The following is a 16,370-nucleotide window of genomic DNA, read 5'->3' on the forward strand; positions in this document are numbered from 1 at the left end:
CCTCGATGGCAAACGCGATGGCACAGGGCCGAAACCTCGCATAGACGCGGGGCGCAAACACGGAATGTCGCGCGGATGACGGGAACATGAAGCATCGAAGGAAGAACCGTCCCGGCGTCAGCGCGTGAGATAATCGCTGAACGTCAGAACGAAGAGCGCGACGAGCCACAGGCCCGAGGCGCCGGCTGCAAGCCGCAACAGCGCCCCGGATCTGGAGAGATGCATGAAGACCACTGAGGAAAGGCCCGCCATCACGACGGCGACCGCAAGATTGACGACCACCTTCCAGATGCCGATCGGCCAATAGGCGACCCACCAGGAGGCGAGGAAGAGCACCATCAGCGCCGCCCAGACGAAAAATTCGGGAAAGAGAAGCTGCCGCAGGTCAGGCTCACGCCGATCGTTCCGCCCTGCCATCATGACCGCCCCACAAGATAGAGAAGCGGGTAGAGAAAGATCCAGATCGTATCGACGAAGTGCCAGTAAAGACCCACGACCTCGATCGTGTTGGTCTTGTCGGGCACGACGCGCCCGCGATGGACGAGGATCGCGACGACCGCCCAGGCTCCGAGCCCGATCGCCATATGGAGGGCATGGATGCCGGTCATCGCCCAGTAGAAGGAGACGAAGATCACGGCGTGTTCCGAAAGGTCGAAGAGAGGGTCGCCCGGGACGAAATGGCTCTTGATGTCGTGGTGGTATTCGTAGCCCTTGAGCGCCAGAAAGAGGAGGCCGAGCGCAATCGTCGCCGCAATCAGCCTGACGACGAGGCGCGAACTGCCGAATTCCGCGGCCTTCACGACAAGCGCAGCCGTCAGGCTCGAAATCAGGAGAATGGCGGTATTGGCACTACCGATGAGGACGAGCGTCTCGCGTCCGGCCTCCTCGAATGCGGCCGGATAGGCCATGCGATAAAGCGTATAGCCGAGAAAGATCGCGCCGAAGAACAAGACCTCGGTGCCGAGGAAGATCCACATGCCGAACTCGGCCGCCTGCCGCTGCTGGCCGCGGTCGTCGAACTGTTCGGCGACTATCCCAGCGAAGGGGCTGATCTCACGCATCTTTCGGTGTCCCCTCCAGGTGGTAATTGTAGGGATCCTCGCGGACGACCGGCGTCGAAAAGAAATTGTGCTGGGGCGGCGGAGAAGCCGTCGTCCATTCGAGCCCAGTCGCCTCCCAGGGATTGGCCGAGGCAACGCGCCCGAAGAAAAGCGACCAGCCGAGATAAAAGAGAGGCATCAGATAGGCGACGGCCAGAAGCACGGCGCCGAGCGTCGAGGCGACGTGGAACATCTGAAACTCCGGCGCATAGGCATGGTAGCGCCGCGGCATGCCGAGATAGCCGAGAATGTATTGCGGGAAGAAAGTGGTGTTGAAGCCGACGAACATCATGATCGCCGCCGCCTGCGCCCAGCGTTCCGGATAAAGCCGGCCGGTGATCTTCGGCCACCAGAAATGCAAGCCTCCGAAGAAGGCCGAAACCATCCCGCCCACCATAATGTAGTGGAAGTGGGCCACGACGAAGTAGGTGTCGTGCACATGGAGATCGATCGGCACGGAGGCGAGGAAGAGCCCGGTCAGACCGCCCATGGTGAAGAGGCCGACGAAGCCGAGCGCATAGAGCATCGGCGCTTCGAAGGTGATGCGACCGCGGAACAAGGTCGCGGTCCAATTGAAGACTTTGATCGCCGAGGGCACCGCCACCATGAAGGAGAGGAACGAGAAGACGAGGTTCGCATAGGACGACTGGCCCGAAACGAACATGTGGTGGCCCCAGACGAAGAAGCCGATGACGGCGATCGCGAGGATCGCGAAGACCATCGCCGTGTAGCCGAAGACCCGACGCCGCGCGAAGCAGGTGATGATCTCCGAGACGACGCCCATGCCCGGCAGGATCATGATGTAGACGGCCGGATGTGAATAGAACCAGAAGAGATGCTGGAAGAGGAGCGGATCCCCGCCCCGCGTCGGATCGAAGATGGCAAGCCCGAACCAGCGTTCCGCCACGATCAGCAGAAGCGCCATGGCGAGAACCGGCGTCGCTAACAGCATGATCAGGCTCGTTGCATAATTCGCCCAGATGAAGAGCGGCAGACGGAACCAGGTGAGCCCCGGGCAGCGCATCGTATGCGTGGTGACGATGAAATTGAGCCCGGTCGCGATCGAGGAAAAGCCGGTCAGGAAGACACCGATAGCGGCGATCGAGACATAGGAATTGGAATAGAAGCTCGAGAACGGCGTGTAGAAGGTCCAGCCGGTATCGACACCGCCGAGGATGATGGCTGCAAGCGCCAGAACACCGCCGCCGATATTGAGATACCAGGAAAAGAGATTGAGGCGCGGAAAGGCGAGATCACGCGCGCCGAGCATCAAGGGCACGAGGAAATTGCCGAGCGTCGTCGGGATCACCGGCACGAGGAAGAACCAGATCATGGTGATCCCGTGCAGGGTAAAGAGCTTGTTGTAGGTGTCGTCGGCGACGAGATCGCCGGCCGGCGTCAGAAGCTCCAAGCGGATAAGCGTCGCTGCGGCCCCGCCGATGAAGAAGAAGACGGTCGTCGAGATCGCATAGAGGATGGCGATCCGCTTGTGATCTATGGTGAAAAGCCACGAGGAGAGCGTCGACCCGGATTCGTTGAGATAGGAGCGCCCGAGCGCCTCATCCGTCGTTTCGGCCGTCTCCACGGCGCCGCTGTGTGCGGTCGTGTCAGTCATCGCGGGCCTCTTGCTGTGGCTTCTTCTTCAAATAGGCGAGGAGCGCCAGAAGGTTCGCCTCCGAGACGCGGCCGGCAAAGCTCGGCATGATCGGCTTGAAACCGGCGACGACATCGCGCTTCGGCTGCAGGATGGAATCGCGCAGATAAGCGTCATCCGCCTCCACGATCCGCCCGTCGGCGAGTGCCACCGGAGAGCCATAGACATATTCGAGGGGCGGGGCACGGACATTGGCGCTGTTGCCGTGACACCCCGAACATCCGAGCGTCGTGAACAGCCGTTCGCCCTGGGCTGCGAGAGAATTGTCGGCCTCCTGGTGGGAAAGCCAGTCAGCGTAATCCTCTTCTTCCATGACGATGACTTTGCCGGTCATCTTGGAATGCTGCGTGCCGCAATATTCCGCGCAGAGAAGCGCATAGGTCCCGGGTTTGTCGGCGATGAAGGACAGGGCTTCCGTGTGGCCCGGCACCACATCCTGCTTGATGCGCAAGGCCGGCACGAAAAACGAGTGGATCACGTCCTGCGAATTCATCGACAGCAGGATCGCCCGGTCCGCCGGCACATGCAGCGCGTTGATCTCGCGCTCGCCGCCTGGATGTTCGCTCTTCCACATCCATTGCTTGGCAACGACGTTGATCTGCAGCGGCTCGCCCGCCGGCGTCATGGCCCCAAAACCTTGTGCCGACGCCCAGCCAAAGATCGTCACGAAGAGAAGCACGGTGGCGAGCGTCCAGCCGGTCTCGAACTCCCGCTGCAGCAGCGATGGCAATTCCGATCGGTCGGCGGTGGAATTCTTCCGATAACGGATCGAAAGCCCGATGATCAGGCCAGCGACGAGAAGGATGATGAATCCGGAGAGTGCGGTCGCCGAGAAGAAGAGAAGATCGGTCTGACGCGCACGTTCCGACGCCGCAGAGATAAAACTGGAGAGACCGCTCATGCCGTGCTCTCCCGGCCCTTGCCACGCCGCTCACGCCACAGAAGCGTCAGGACGAGCGCTGCGATCGCGGCCACGCTCAAGGCGGCAGAGATCGTCAGGATGCGCGCAATCAGCGGAGAATAGGTGCCGGTCGCAGGATTCCAGCCATAGCAGAGCAGGAACAACCGGTCGCCGAGCGATCCGACACTGCCGTCGCCGGCATCCGTTAAGGCGAGACGGAAATCGAGAGGTTCCGAGGCGAATGGATCGACATAACGGCGGATCTCGCCGGATTTGTCGAGCAGGACGGCGGCGGTCGGATGGGCGAACTGATCACGCTCCTTGTCGTAGGAAATACGGATGCCGGCCGTATCGAGGAGATGGGCGATCTCGCTCTTGTCGCCGCGCAGAACGCGCACCGCCTGCCAGCGCTCCGTCTTCGGGATATGCTCCTCGGCAAAGGTCTTCGCCTCCACCTGCCCGTCCTTCGGGTCGAGCCCGATGATGGAAAGATCGAAATCGTCACCAGGCTTCAGCGTCAGTCCCGACAGCCGCGACAGGAGCGCGTCGGCAGAGACACCGCAGGACGTTTCGCAGGTGAAATCGACGAAGAGGACGAGATCGGGTTTGTCGCCGGAAGCCGGCAGCGGCGCGGGCTCTCCTTCAAGATCGACGAGATGATCGGCCTTGAGCGGCGCGCCGATGCGCTTGGTGACGCCGACCGTGTCGATCTCGGATTTCGCGAGCCCCGCAAGAGCAACGCCTGGCATGGCGGCGAAACACAGGAAAAGAGCAAGGACGAGCGATCTCATCGGACCTCCTCCGATTGTGGCGGCAGGAGCGGCGCATAGGGGTCGGGTCGGGCGGCAACGGTCTTCATCGCCTCGTCGATGGGCATCGCCACGGCGTCGTTGAGGCGCTTTCCTTCGCGCACCCGATAGGCCTGCAGATCCCCGACCGGATCGACCTGGAGAGCAGGCCCCGCCGGCCGCATCGGCCGCGGCAGGGTCTGCTCGATCGGCTGGCCGACGAAGGTGAAGAGGAATGCGACGAGCGCGAGCGTGAAGACCATGAGACCGAGAAGCGCTGCGCCCGCCAGAAACACCCTCGTCCCCGGGACCTCGGCCGCTTCGTGGGCACGCCAGCTTTGTTCAGGCATGGCGCTCCTCCCCTTCGTGACGTGCGCCGAGGAGCGACACGACGATGGCGAGCCAGGCGCCGCCGAGAAGGATCGTCAGCAAAAGCGCAAGCCACGCCACTGCCGGCGCGAGCCCGACGAGCCAGGTCAGGTGCAGATAAAGACCGACGAGGCAGAAAAGGGCGGCAAACCCTGTCCAGCGCGCACTCTTCCGCACCGCGGAGAAGAGAAGCATCGAAAAGGGCAGAACCGAGCCGACGATGAAGGTGGCGGCGACAAGCGCGGTGCCGGAGGGCGTAAGCCGTGCCACATACCATCCGACCTTCTCCGGCAGATTGCCGGACCACATGACGAGATACTGGATGAAAGCGAGGTAGGTGACGCCGAGAATGGCCGCGATGAGAAGCCCGGCAAAATCGCCGTTCCGAACCTCCTGACCGAAGACCGCACGCAGGACCGCAAGAAGCGCGAGCGCCGATCCTATCTGCGAGACGCTGAGGAGCGCCGGATAGGCGGTGGAGAACCATTTCGGGTCGAGCGACATCAGCCAGTCGATGCTGCCGAAACTGATGCTGAGGCCGTAAAGGAGGATGCCGACCGCTGACACAACCGGCCCGAGCGGGACGAGCGCCGCAAGGACGCCAAGCACCGACCAGATCGCCAGAATGACTATGCTGCGCAGGAGGAAGGCGGGAGCGTTGAGATAAAACTCTGCCACCGCCTCGTGCCGCACGGCCTCCGCATGGCCGGCCCAGACATAGATATCCGACAGCGACAGTGCGATGGGCACGAAGGCGACGGCAAGGAGCGGCATCGTAAGCGCCATCGCTGCCAGGAAGGGCCGCGCGACAAATCCCCAATCACCGCCCGTCAGGCCGTGCGCGAGAAGAAGGACGAGACTTCCGGCCGGAAAGCCGAGCAGGAAGAGCCAGGCAATAAGCCAGGCACCTGAAAGCCCCGGCGGCGTCAGGAAAACGGCCGCGACAACGAGCGCCACCAACACGATCACCGCGAGGAGAAGAAGCGGCATCCGCCGACCCTGCGGGCGCAGAGCGAGCGCGGGAGCTGTCATGGCCCGCCTCCTTCCTGCATCTGCGAGACCTGCAAGGCGCGCAGATAAAGCGCAATCGCCCAGCGATCCTTGGGCGGCACGCGGTCGCCATAGGAATACATGACGCCGTAGCCATTGGTGATGACATCGAAGATGTGCTGCGCCGACGTCGCCCGGAGCCGATCCGAATGAAATGATGGCGGCTGCGGGAAACCGCGTTCCACGATCATGCCGTCGCCATAGCCGCCATAGCCGTGGCAGGGCGCGCAGAAAATCTCGAAGCGCTCGCGCCCGCGCTGAACGAGCGCCAGCGTCGGCTTCGGCGGCGCCAAAGCCTGTTGCGCATCGACCGGATCGGAGCGCGCCACGACGCCCTCCGGCAGCGGCCTGGCGGCGCTGTGACCCGCAAAGGCTTCGGCAAAGGCATAAGTCTTCAGCTTCGGCTGCTTCGCCATCTCCTGTTCCTGACAGCCGGCAAGCAGGAGAAGAGCGGGGAGGATGGCGAGCCACCTCATGCCGGCACCTCGTCGATGACGATCGGCGACAGCCCCTTAAGGAGTTCGCGCGCCGCATTGGCGTCGCCATCCACCGTCACGCGCAGAAAGAAGAGATCATGCGAGGCACGATGGAAATTCGGCGCCGCGAAGAGCGGCTGGTGCAGCTTCATGAGCCCGGAGCGCAGGATGAAGGCCACGAAGCCGGCAACGACCGCGAACAGAACTGTGAGCTCGAAAGTCACAAGCATGAAGGCCGGCCAGGAGAACAACGGCCGGCCGCCGGAATTGATCGGATAAGCGATGATGGCGCTCCACGCCTGCAGGCCGAAGCCGCAGGCAGCGCCGATCACGCCGGCAACGGCCATGACAATGCGGATGCGCGTCGGACGATGGCCGATCGCTTCCGCAACGCCCTCGATCGCAAAGGGCGAATACGCCTCGAGATCAGAGAAGCCCGCCTCCCGCGCCTTCTCAATTGCCCCCATCAGTTCGCCGGGTTCGGCGAAACCGGCCAGGAGGTGATGCCCGCTCATGCGCGCCTCCTCTGCCAGTCGAACTGCTTCACCTCATGCAGCGAGATGAAAGGAACGAGCCGAACGAAGATGAGGAAGAGAAGCGTGAAGAAGCCGAGCGTGCCGAACCACAAGGTCCAGTCCCAGATGGTCGGCGTGTAGATTTGCCAGCTCGACGGCAGATGCCCGTGCGAGGGGGTCGTCGTGGTGATCAGAATGCGTTCAAGCCACATCCCGAGATTGATGGCGAGCGCCACCGCCAGGATGAGCTTCGGCGTGCGCCGCACCGCGGGAACCCAGAGGGCGAGCGGGATGACGCAATTGCAGGCGAGCATCAGCCAGTAATAGGGCGCGTAGGCGCCGAAGAACTTGAAGAGGATGAGATCGCGCTCCGCCTCCGAGCCCGCATACCAGGCCATGAACCATTCCGTGGCGTAGGAGATGGACATGATGAGCGATAGGAAGAGCAGCATCTTGCCCATCACGTTGAGATGGCTTCGGGTGACGAGCCCCTGCAGGTTGAAGGCCCAGCGGATCGGGATCGCGAGCGTCACCACCATGGCAAAGCCTGAATAGGCCGCACCAAAGACGAAATAAGGCGGGAAGATCGTCTCCGCCCAACCGGGCGCGAGACCGGCCGCGAAGTCGAGCCCGACGACGGAATGGACGGAGAAGACGAGCGGCACGGCCATCGCCGCCGCCGTCTTGTAAAAACTCTCGAGCCGCAGCCAGTCGGAGGCCGAGCCCGTCCAGCCGAAGGACATGAAGCCGTAGAGCGCCCGCCGGAGCCCTGGAGCAGCCCTGTCGCGCGCGGTCGCGAGATCGGGGATGAGGCCGGTGTACCAGAAGAGCAGCGAAAAGATCAGGTAGCTCGCAATGGCGAAGAAGTCCCAGACGAGCGGGCTGCGCCATTGCGGCCAGACGCCCATCGTATTCGGATAGGGCATGAGCCAGTAGAAGAACCACGGCCGTCCGAGATGCAGGATCGGGTAGAGCCCGGCAATAGCGGCGGCGAACAAGGTCATTGCCTCGGCGAAACGGTTGACGGAGGCGCGCCATCGTTGCCGCGTCAGAAGCAACATCGAGGAGATGAGCGTGCCGGCATTGCCGATCCCGATCCACCAGACGTAATTGGCGATCGCGAAGCCCCAGATGTTCGACTGGTTGAGGCCCCACACCCCGATCCCGTTGGCGAAGAGCCAGAGGATCGATACGACCATCATCACGGTCAGAGCCAGACTGACGAGGAGCGAGATCCACCAGATGCGCCCGACCCGTGTCATCAACAGCGGGTTCATGACCTCGCTGGTGATCGCCTCATAGCTCATCGGCTCCGGCAGGTATTGCGCTGGGCCACGCAAGGGCTTTGGCCGCGCTTCGGCCGTCTCCGGCTTCGTGGAGGCGCTGGCGCTCATGCGCCCTCTCCCCGCCCGGATCCGGTGCTTGCCGCCTCGGCGCGGATGCGCGCCAGATAGGAGGTGCGCGGCCTCGTCCCGAGCTCGCCGAGAAGGTCATATTCGTGCCGGGCGCCCTTCAGCTGCGAGACGAGACTGTCCTTGCGATTGATATCGCCGAAGACGATCGCCTGCGTCGGGCAGGCATTCTGGCAGGCGGTGCGCACCTCGCCTTCCTGGAGCTCCCGCCCCTCTCGGTCGGCGCGCTGCTGCGCCCGGCTGATACGCTGAACGCAATAGGTGCATTTTTCCATGACGCCGCGGCTCCTGACCGACACGTCCGGATTGGCGGCCGCATGATAGAGCGGGTCGTCGAGGTTCTCGTAGGCCTGCTCATCGCCATAACCATAGAAGTTGAAACGGCGAACCTTGTAGGGGCAGTTGGCCTGGCAGAAGCGGGTGCCGATGCAGCGATTGTAGACCTGGACATTGAGGCCTTCGCGATCATGAACCGAGGCCTCGACCGGGCAGACCGGCTCGCAGGGCGCCTTCTCGCAATGCATGCACGGCACCGGCTGGAAGAGGACTTCCGCCGCGTCCGGCTCACCACGGAAATAGCGATCGATCCTGATCCAGTGCATCTCGCGGCCGCGCTCCACCTCCTCCGGCCCGACGACGGGGATGTTGTTCTCCGATTGGCAGGCGGTCACGCAGGCGCTGCAGCCGATGCACACTGACTGGTCGATCACCATGCCCCAGGCTGCATCGGGATAGTCCCAATCGGGATAGAGCGAGGGCGGCACCTCCTCGTTTTTCTCCTCCGCGCCATGCAGGAAATCGGCGAAGCTGAGATCGCGGATGATCTCGCGCCCTTCCATATCGGAATGCTCCTGTGTGCGGATGAGACGACCCGTATCGCTCATCGCGCGAAGCTCAGCCCCGGTCGCATGCCACAACGCATCGAGGCGACGCAGCGGATTGACGTCGACGCCGACCGCGGAACCGATGACCCCGGCCTCCGGCCGCCCGTAGCCGAGCGCGAGCCCGATCGCCCCCTCCGCCTGGCCGACGGCCACCATCGCCGGCAGCATCAGCCGGCTTTCGCCAAGGCTGATGTCCAAGAGATTTCCGTCTTCAATCCCGAGATTGAGCGCATCGCGCGGTGAGACAAGTGCCGCATTGCCCCAGACGAGCTTGGTCACGGGATCGGGCAATTCCTGCAGCCAGGCATTGTTGGCAAAATCGCCGTCCCAGAGTTTCGTGTCGGGGCGGAAGACGAGTTCATAACCATCGTCCTCCACCGCCGGTGCAACAGGTTTGGGTACAGCAGCACCGCTCTGCCGCACACTCTGCGGCGCCGAGCCTTCCACGAAGCCGGCGCGCAGGCTCTTTCGCCACCAGGTCTCGAAATCGCCGGCACCGCCCGCGCGCCGCCAATGCGCGCGCAGCACCTCGCGATCATCCGCATCGAGTTCGCCGAAGAATGCGCCGAGCACGGAGAAGAGCGAGCGACCGCGAAACAACGGCGTGATCAGCGGCTGGAGCAATGTGACGGTGCCGTCGGCGGCGCGCGCATCGCTCCAGGATTCGAGGTCGTGCAGCGCCGGCAGATGCCAGGTCGTGCGCGCCGCCGTCTCGTTGCGGTAAAGCCCGTGATGCACCGAGAACGGCACCTTGCCGAGGAGGTCGGCGAGATCGAAATCCCCAGGCGCGCTGTAGACGGGATTGGTGCCGGAGATCAGGAGGGTTTCGACGTTGCCCGCATCGATCTCTTCGACAAGCTCACGCAAGCCCAGATGAGACGGTGCCTCATTGTCGACAGGCAGAAACTCCACCGTCTCGCCAAGGCCACCGAGCTGTGCGTTGAGCCAATGGGCGAGCGCATGCACCTCCGCCGGCTGTGCAGCCCCGGCGACGATGAGCGCCTGGCCACGATGGGCCGAAAGCTCCCGCACCAGGCGCTCGACGAAGACCCGGGCATTTTCATCGACCCTGCCCTCCGGCAGGTTGTCCGCGCCAAACCGCGCGGCGATCATCTGCGCAAGCTCTGCGACCCGCCCGCGTCGCACGGCAAGCCGATGGTCCGCATTGGAGCCAGTGAGGCTCAGAACCGGCTCGATGACATGAAGCCGAAGGAAGCTCTCCGGCTTATCAGCCCAGACCCGCCGCGCCGCGCCGAAGCGCGCCGCGTTGAGCGTCTGTTCGGGCCCGGCGCCGAGAAAATCGGCATCGAGCGACAGGATGCACCGGGCGAGATCGAAGCGATAGACGGGTTTCAAGCGCCGCCCGAAGGTGAGCTCGGTCCCGGCCAGGACATTCTCCTCGCCGAGCGGATCCCATTGATGCCAGCGCGCCTCCGGGAAGCGATCGAGCAGCGTCGAGATCTGGTCGAAAAAGGTCGGCGAGGTACTGGGGCCGGTCAGGATCCTGAGCCCCTTTCCCCGCTTGGCGCGATGGCCCTCGATGCGCGGCAGGAATTCGGCGGCAAATCCGTCCCACGAGGCGGTGTCGGCCCCCTTGCGCACCGCCTTCGAGCGATCCGGATCATAAAGCGACAGGATCGCGGCCTGGGTGAAGGCGTCGCTGCCCGCCGCGGCCGGATGGTCGACGTTCGGCTCGAGCTTCGTCGGCCTTCCGTCAAATGTCTGGCCGATCACCGGCTGGGCAATGCCGGCAAGCGTCACAGCGGTCGCAAAGGCGAGCGGCTCGCCCGGCACCAGCCGCTCCGGCATGGTCACATAGGGAACGATCGTCTCCGGCTGACGGCCGCAGGCACCGGCCGAGAGGGCCGCGCTCGCCGCCATCAGCTTCAGGGCGGTGCGCCGATTGACCGGGCCCATACGGATGCCGTTCGGAAATTCTTTCGTGGTCTCCGCCGCCCGGTCTCCAGACCTCTGCTCTTTAGCCGCCCCCGCTGGCGAGGAGCGATCGCGCGCAGAGAGCGAGCGCCACAAGCGCTCAGGCCCGCCGCCACTCCCGCAGCTACCGCCGCAACATCCAGGATCTTGAGGCGGGTTCAGCGATGACATGTCGAGCAATCGGTCAGTTTTGCAGGATCGATGCCGTAGCGCTTCAGCCGTTCATGGCCATGGATCTTGCCGTCGGCGGAGTTCCAATTGGTGGCGAAGACATCTTCGGGGGCGCGCAGGTTCTTTGCCGGATCGCGGTGGCAGTCGAGGCACCATTGCATGGTCATCGGCTCGGCCTTCTGCATGAGCGGCATCTTGTCGACGGGGCCGTGACAGGTGGTGCAGCCGACGCCGTTTTCGACATGAACGGAATGGTTGAAATAGACGTAGTCCGGCAGGTTGGTGACGCGGTTCCAGGCAATCGGCTCATCCTTGGCGAGGCTCTCTCGGATGGGGCGCAGCATCTCGGCATTGGTCCACAGCTGCGAATGGCAGGTCATGCAGGTGTGCGTCGGCGGGACGCCGGCGAAGGCCGCCTCTTCCACCCCCGTGTGGCAGTAGCGGCAATCGAGACCGAGACCGCCGACATGATGCTGGTGGCTGAACGGAACCGGCTGTTCGGGGGTGAGGCCGATACCATCGGCATAGCGCGAGCGTGCCATCACCCCTGCAAAGACAAGAGCGGCGACAGGCACGAAAACGACAGCGACAAGCGCGACCTTGACGATGGCGTTGCTGCGACGGCGGAAAATCTGGGCCATGGATCAGCTCAGACTGACCCGGGCTGCAGACACAATGCAAGCGCAGGCGCTGAAGAAAGTCGCGGAAGATCCCCCAGACTGCATCAAGCACAGCCCCTTTTTATTTGACCACGTCGCGCGCTCCGGCCCCGCATTGCGCGGTGATCCGTCCCGCCGTCACTCTGGGGGCGCGAGAAGAGGATTTCTTCGGTGCGGGCACGCCCCGTCACGAAGATCACCCGGAACGGAGGCCAGTTCCCGCGTCGAACCTTTTTTCTCGCGACGTGTTGAAGGTGCGGGACCAATCACGACAACGAGGAAAGAAAGTTGGCCAGAACCGAGAAGACTGTCGTCATCACGGGCGCCTCGGCGGGTGTCGGCCGCGCCCTGACGCGGCGTTTCGCACGAGATGGCGCGCGGCTCGGGCTCATCGCGCGCGATCGTCGTCGGCTGGAAGAGACTGCGGAAGAAGTCCGTGTCCTCGGCGGCGAGGCGATGATCTTTCCAATCGACGTAGCGGATGCCGAGAAGGTCGACATCGCCGCCGAAGAGGTCGAGCAGCGCTTTGGTCCAATCGACATCTGGATCAACGTGGCGATGGTGACGGTCATGGGACCGGTCACAAAGACGACACCCGAAGAATTCCGCCGCGTGACCGAAGTCACCTATCTGGGCTGCGTGCACGGAACGCTCGCGGCCTTGAAGCGCATGCAGCCCCGCAATTACGGCACCATCGTCCAGACGGGCTCTGCCCTCGCCTATCGCTCGATCCCATTGCAGGCGCCTTATTGCGCCGCCAAGCACGCAATCGTCGGCTTCACGGATTCGTTGCGCTGCGAGCTCATCCACGACAATTCCGCGATCAAGCTCACTGTCGTGCATCTGCCCGGTTTGAACACGCCGCAATTCGACTGGGCGCGCAACAAGATGCCGCGTCGGGCGCAGCCGCTACCGCCAATTTTCCAGCCGGAAGTGGCCGCAGACGGCATTTATTTCGCCGCCCATCATCCGCGCCGCGAACTCTGGGTCGGCCGCTCCGCCTATCAGGCGATCCTGGGCCAGAGGGTGGCGCCCGGCCTTCTCGACAAGATGATGGCTGAAAAGGCCTATGACGGGCAGATGGCCGCCGAGGCAGAGATCGAGCGGCCGGACAATCTCTTCGAGCCCGTCGCCGGCTCCTATGCCGCGCATGGCCGCTTCGACGTCAAGGCCCAGAACACGGCACCGGCCCTCTGGGCAACGGAGCACCGCGAGGCGATCGGCAAGGGGGCGGGCATCGCCGCCGCGGGAGCACTCGGCTGGTTCATCGGACGGATGCTCTCGTCGAGGCGGTGACGGGGCCGCCTGACAACCGCTTCCTGCCGATCAACGGCTATGCCCGGTCTCGGACGGCCGCACGAGGCCCGATTTCGACACGCGGCCACTAGGCGCGCTGCGCACGGCAAGCGTTGAGAGACGAAATACAATTCTAAGCGTTTGCTGCTAGAGAAAGCGCCGTAAGAACACGCTTCTGAGGGAGGGCGCATGCAGGCCACCGTTCTGGTTGCCGGCGGCAACGGCTACATCGGCAGCCATGTCGTGGTCGAGCTGGCACGGGCGGGCTATCGGCCCGTCATCGTCGACAATCTCGCCAATTCGCATCCCGAGGCTGCGCGCCGTGTCGGCCAAATCGCCGAGGCGGAGATCCCGCTCCTCGTCGGTGACATTCGCGACGCCGCCTTTCTCGACAGGGTTTTCATCGAGAACACGATCGACGTCGTCATCCATCTCGCGGGCCTCAAGGCCGTGGGCGAATCCGTGGAGAAGCCGCTCGCCTACTACGATGTGAATGTCGGCGGTGCCGTCTCGCTGTTTGAGGCGATGGCCCGCCACGCGGCGACACGGCTCGTCTTTTCGTCCTCGGCCACCGTCTATGGGGAACCGCAGACCGTGCCCATCGACGAGAGCTTTCCGGTGGGTGGGGTCACCAACCCGTATGGTCGAACCAAGATGATGATCGAGGAGATCATCACCGATACGGTCGCCGCCGATATGGCCTGGCAGGCGATTAGCCTGCGTTATTTCAATCCGGTCGGCGCCCATGAGAGCGCACTCATTGGCGAAGATCCGATGGGCATTCCGAACAATCTCTTTCCCTATATCGCCCAGGTCGCGGTCGGGCGGCGGGAACATCTGCGCGTCTTCGGCGGCGATTATCCGACCCACGACGGCACCGGCGTGCGCGATTACATCCATGTCGTCGATCTCGCCCGGGCTCATGTGAAGGCGACGGAAGCGCTTCTTTCCGGCGGAGTGGCGCCCGGCACGCACCGGCCGATCAATCTCGGCACCGGCCGGGGCTACAGCGTCCTCGACACCGTGAAGGCCTGGCGGCGAGCCACCAACCGGTCGATCCCTTACGAGATCGTGGAGCGCCGCGCCGGCGACATCGCCACCTGCTACGCCGACCCGAAGCTCGCAGCCGAACTTCTCGGCTGGCAGGCCGATCTCGATCTCGACGCCATGTGCCGCGATCACTGGCGGTGGCAAAGTCAGAACCCGAACGGCTACACCGGAGATTGAGCCCGAGCCTCAGAGAGCCTCAGTCGAGACGGACCGGGTTTGACCACGCAAGACGCCCGGCCGCATCGGCAACGATGAGGCGGAACCAATCACCTTCGAAACGCTCGCTCGACAGGCGTACGCGCGTCAGGTCCCGCCCCCATTGGTTCTCCGATTTCGCGCCGCGACCGACAAGGGCGACATTGACCGCGGGCGAGCATTCCACCGCGACCTCGCCATCGGCGATGGAAAACCCTTCGATCACTGGACCCTGGCTGGAATAGAAAAGGCCGGCCTTGAGCGCCTCCAAGAGCGCTTCGGGCGTGTTCTCCGCAGCCTTCACCATCACCCAGGCTGCGAGCCCTTCCTCATATTTGAAATGCGTATCGTCGGACGCAAAGGCGGAGAGCGCATAGCCTTCGTTCAGAAGCTCATCGAGAAGATAGGTCCCGTCGGCACGCGCGGTTTCGAGATCGCAGGTGTAATTGTAGATCTCGACGGAATGGGCATGTGCAGCCATCGCGCGGCCGTCTTCGATCGTGAGACCGGACCATTGCGGATGGGCGATCCCGACGAAGGCGCCCGCCTCGCGGGCCCGCTTCGCGAGCGCGAGCCCGTCTTCATCCTTGCCAGTCGGCTCGAAATCTTCAGGCAACCCGGCGGCCAAGATATGCCACAGCTCACCATGGCTGGTTGCATCGGCATGAAGTTCGGCACCGAGAAGCGTCGTGAAACCACCGCGGCGAAACGGCCGCGTATCCGTGACCGGAAAATCGAAACGGCTGAGAAAATGATCCGACAGGCAGAGAAAATCGTAGCCGGCATCGCGGTAATGGGCACAGACCGCCTCAGGCGGAAGCCCCCCGTCCGAGCGATTAGAATGTGTGTGAAGATTGCCACGCCAGAAACGGCCCTGCGCCTGAAATGCCCGCATACCCATGAAGAAGCCCCTCGCTCAAATGAGGAGAAGCGATATGACGCCTCCATGGCAAGGCGATGACAGGTGAAAAGATCCGCACGCGTGCGATCGAAATTGGGTTTTGACCGGCGCCCCTCAGGCGGCCTCGCTCGTCAAATTCCAGCCGAGCTGACTCGAAATCTGCCGGGCAGCCGCCATGTTGCGCTGGATGATGGCGGCGAACGCGGCGCCGCGTGCATCCATGCCGGCGACCGAAACGCCGAGCCCGCCAAGCACATTGCCGCTCGCATCGCGGATCGGCGCGGCCGTGCACACCGTTGCCGGACGAAATTCGCGGTCGTCGACGGCATAGCCCTGCACCGCGACAGCAGCGATCTCACGGCGCAATCTCGCCTCGTCGGTGATGGTGTTGTCCGTGAAGGAGCGGATTTCCACACGCGCCAGAAGCGCGTCGAGGGCAGACGGCGACAAGCCGGCGAGGAGCACCTTGCCGAGCGCCGTGCAATGAGCGGGACGATGGCTTACCGTGTGAGACGGAAGGCGACCCTGCGGCTCCGCCTTTTCCAGATAGCAGATCTGGCCGTCGACCAGTGTCGCAATTTGGACCGTCTGACCGATGGTGGCGCATAAATCGCGCATGATAGGACGCGCGAGGCTCGTCAGCTCGCCGCGTGATTGCGCACCGGGCTGCAGACGCGCGAGGCTCGGACCGATGCTCCAGGTGCGCGTCTTCGGCCGCCACAACGCGTAGCCGCCATCCGCCAAACTGCGCAAAATGCGCAAAACAGTACTTTTATGCAGACCGACGCTCCGACTGACTTCCGTCAGAGAAAGCGGCCCCTCGGCCGCCGCCAGAACTTCCAGGATGCCGAGCGAACGATGCAGGACCTGGATGGAAGATCCAGACGAAGCGCGCGCATTTCCTGCACTTTCGTCGCCATTTGGTTGATCCACCGTGACACCGCTCATCTTCTTAATCCCGACACGTGCCGCAGGAAATCGGCACCTCGTAGGCCAATCATCGCGCCGTTCATG

General features: G+C 63.6%; 16 protein-coding genes. 2 read left to right on the forward strand and 14 right to left on the reverse strand.

Annotation, left to right across the window (positions count from 1 at the left end; translation table 11 throughout):
* Positions 1–117 precede the first annotated feature (117 nt).
* The 12 genes from NYQ83_RS11480 to NYQ83_RS11535 all read right to left on the reverse strand — a co-directional run bounded on the left by NYQ83_RS11480 (position 118) and on the right by NYQ83_RS11535 (position 11,896).
* Complete coding sequence (locus NYQ83_RS11480) at positions 118–417, reverse strand: cytochrome C oxidase subunit IV family protein (RefSeq protein WP_261214776.1); 300 nt, start codon at positions 415–417, stop codon at positions 118–120.
* Positions 417–1,061, reverse strand: coding sequence for a cytochrome c oxidase subunit 3 (locus NYQ83_RS11485; RefSeq protein WP_261214777.1), 645 nt, complete (start codon positions 1,059–1,061; stop codon positions 417–419). The genes NYQ83_RS11480 and NYQ83_RS11485 overlap by 1 nt, the downstream gene beginning before the upstream one ends.
* The gene (gene ctaD / locus NYQ83_RS11490) at positions 1,054–2,715 is read right to left on the reverse strand and encodes a cytochrome c oxidase subunit I (protein ID WP_261214779.1); all 1,662 of its coding nucleotides are present in this window, start codon (positions 2,713–2,715) and stop codon (positions 1,054–1,056) included. The genes NYQ83_RS11485 and ctaD overlap by 8 nt, the downstream gene beginning before the upstream one ends.
* Positions 2,708–3,655 carry a cytochrome c oxidase subunit II gene (coxB, locus tag NYQ83_RS11495; RefSeq protein ID WP_261214781.1) on the reverse strand — a complete coding sequence of 316 codons (948 nt, stop codon included), beginning with the start codon at positions 3,653–3,655 and terminating at the stop codon, positions 2,708–2,710. The genes ctaD and coxB overlap by 8 nt, the downstream gene beginning before the upstream one ends.
* Positions 3,652–4,446: a hypothetical protein gene (locus tag NYQ83_RS11500; protein ID WP_261214783.1), complete on the reverse strand. Its 795-nt coding sequence runs from the start codon at positions 4,444–4,446 to the stop codon at positions 3,652–3,654. The genes coxB and NYQ83_RS11500 overlap by 4 nt, the downstream gene beginning before the upstream one ends.
* Entirely contained in the window at positions 4,443–4,793 is a 351-nt protein-coding gene (locus tag NYQ83_RS11505; protein ID WP_128291159.1) for a hypothetical protein, read from the reverse strand. The genes NYQ83_RS11500 and NYQ83_RS11505 overlap by 4 nt, the downstream gene beginning before the upstream one ends.
* Positions 4,786–5,844, reverse strand: a complete 1,059-nt coding sequence (locus NYQ83_RS11510; protein WP_261214785.1) for a hypothetical protein — start codon at positions 5,842–5,844, stop codon at positions 4,786–4,788. Before NYQ83_RS11510 ends, NYQ83_RS11505 begins: the two co-directional genes overlap by 8 nt.
* The gene (locus NYQ83_RS11515) at positions 5,841–6,338 is read right to left on the reverse strand and encodes a c-type cytochrome (RefSeq protein WP_261214787.1); all 498 of its coding nucleotides are present in this window, start codon (positions 6,336–6,338) and stop codon (positions 5,841–5,843) included. The genes NYQ83_RS11510 and NYQ83_RS11515 overlap by 4 nt, the downstream gene beginning before the upstream one ends.
* Positions 6,335–6,853: a DUF3341 domain-containing protein gene (locus tag NYQ83_RS11520; protein WP_261214789.1), complete on the reverse strand. Its 519-nt coding sequence runs from the start codon at positions 6,851–6,853 to the stop codon at positions 6,335–6,337. Before NYQ83_RS11520 ends, NYQ83_RS11515 begins: the two co-directional genes overlap by 4 nt.
* The gene (gene nrfD, locus NYQ83_RS11525; protein ID WP_128291829.1) at positions 6,850–8,160 is read right to left on the reverse strand and encodes an NrfD/PsrC family molybdoenzyme membrane anchor subunit; all 1,311 of its coding nucleotides are present in this window, start codon (positions 8,158–8,160) and stop codon (positions 6,850–6,852) included. Before nrfD ends, NYQ83_RS11520 begins: the two co-directional genes overlap by 4 nt.
* An 83-nt stretch (positions 8,161–8,243) precedes the next feature.
* Complete coding sequence (locus NYQ83_RS11530) at positions 8,244–11,066, reverse strand: 4Fe-4S dicluster domain-containing protein (protein ID WP_261214790.1); 2,823 nt, start codon at positions 11,064–11,066, stop codon at positions 8,244–8,246.
* A 176-nt stretch (positions 11,067–11,242) separates the two neighbouring features.
* The gene (locus tag NYQ83_RS11535) at positions 11,243–11,896 is read right to left on the reverse strand and encodes a cytochrome c3 family protein (protein WP_261214791.1); all 654 of its coding nucleotides are present in this window, start codon (positions 11,894–11,896) and stop codon (positions 11,243–11,245) included.
* A 306-nt stretch (positions 11,897–12,202) separates the two neighbouring features.
* On the opposite strand from NYQ83_RS11535, the gene NYQ83_RS11540 reads away from it, so the two are divergent.
* Positions 12,203–13,210, forward strand: a complete 1,008-nt coding sequence (locus NYQ83_RS11540) for an SDR family oxidoreductase (protein WP_261214792.1) — start codon at positions 12,203–12,205, stop codon at positions 13,208–13,210.
* A gap of 189 nt (positions 13,211–13,399) precedes the next feature.
* Entirely contained in the window at positions 13,400–14,437 is a 1,038-nt protein-coding gene (galE, locus tag NYQ83_RS11545) for a UDP-glucose 4-epimerase GalE (protein ID WP_261214793.1), read from the forward strand.
* A 19-nt stretch (positions 14,438–14,456) separates the two neighbouring features.
* Here the strand turns inward: galE and NYQ83_RS11550 are convergent, their stop codons facing one another.
* Positions 14,457–15,356: a CehA/McbA family metallohydrolase gene (locus NYQ83_RS11550; RefSeq protein ID WP_261214794.1), complete on the reverse strand. Its 900-nt coding sequence runs from the start codon at positions 15,354–15,356 to the stop codon at positions 14,457–14,459.
* 114 nt (positions 15,357–15,470) lie between these two features.
* Complete coding sequence (locus NYQ83_RS11555) at positions 15,471–16,289, reverse strand: IclR family transcriptional regulator (RefSeq protein ID WP_261214795.1); 819 nt, start codon at positions 16,287–16,289, stop codon at positions 15,471–15,473.
* Between the last annotated feature and the right edge of the window lie 81 nt (positions 16,290–16,370).

The organism is Afifella sp. JA880 (assembly GCF_025379905.1).
GTDB classification, from domain to species: Bacteria; Pseudomonadota; Alphaproteobacteria; order Rhizobiales; family Afifellaceae; genus Afifella; species Afifella aestuarii.

What these genes read in the sequence shown, in the direction of transcription:
- NYQ83_RS11480 (WP_261214776.1), bottom strand. Translation starts at nt 417, where the DNA reads ATGGCAGGGCGGAACGATCGGCGTGAGCCTGACCTGCGGCAGCTTCTC.
- NYQ83_RS11485 (WP_261214777.1), bottom strand. Translation starts at nt 1,061, where the DNA reads ATGCGTGAGATCAGCCCCTTCGCTGGGATAGTCGCCGAACAGTTCGAC.
- ctaD (WP_261214779.1), bottom strand. Translation starts at nt 2,715, where the DNA reads ATGACTGACACGACCGCACACAGCGGCGCCGTGGAGACGGCCGAAACG.
- coxB (WP_261214781.1), bottom strand. Translation starts at nt 3,655, where the DNA reads ATGAGCGGTCTCTCCAGTTTTATCTCTGCGGCGTCGGAACGTGCGCGT.
- NYQ83_RS11500 (WP_261214783.1), bottom strand. Translation starts at nt 4,446, where the DNA reads ATGAGATCGCTCGTCCTTGCTCTTTTCCTGTGTTTCGCCGCCATGCCA.
- NYQ83_RS11505 (WP_128291159.1), bottom strand. Translation starts at nt 4,793, where the DNA reads ATGCCTGAACAAAGCTGGCGTGCCCACGAAGCGGCCGAGGTCCCGGGG.
- NYQ83_RS11510 (WP_261214785.1), bottom strand. Translation starts at nt 5,844, where the DNA reads ATGACAGCTCCCGCGCTCGCTCTGCGCCCGCAGGGTCGGCGGATGCCG.
- NYQ83_RS11515 (WP_261214787.1), bottom strand. Translation starts at nt 6,338, where the DNA reads ATGAGGTGGCTCGCCATCCTCCCCGCTCTTCTCCTGCTTGCCGGCTGT.
- NYQ83_RS11520 (WP_261214789.1), bottom strand. Translation starts at nt 6,853, where the DNA reads ATGAGCGGGCATCACCTCCTGGCCGGTTTCGCCGAACCCGGCGAACTG.
- nrfD (WP_128291829.1), bottom strand. Translation starts at nt 8,160, where the DNA reads ATGAGCTATGAGGCGATCACCAGCGAGGTCATGAACCCGCTGTTGATG.
- NYQ83_RS11530 (WP_261214790.1), bottom strand. Translation starts at nt 11,066, where the DNA reads ATGGGCCCGGTCAATCGGCGCACCGCCCTGAAGCTGATGGCGGCGAGC.
- NYQ83_RS11535 (WP_261214791.1), bottom strand. Translation starts at nt 11,896, where the DNA reads ATGGCCCAGATTTTCCGCCGTCGCAGCAACGCCATCGTCAAGGTCGCG.
- galE (WP_261214793.1), top strand. Translation starts at nt 13,400, where the DNA reads ATGCAGGCCACCGTTCTGGTTGCCGGCGGCAACGGCTACATCGGCAGC.
- NYQ83_RS11550 (WP_261214794.1), bottom strand. Translation starts at nt 15,356, where the DNA reads ATGGGTATGCGGGCATTTCAGGCGCAGGGCCGTTTCTGGCGTGGCAAT.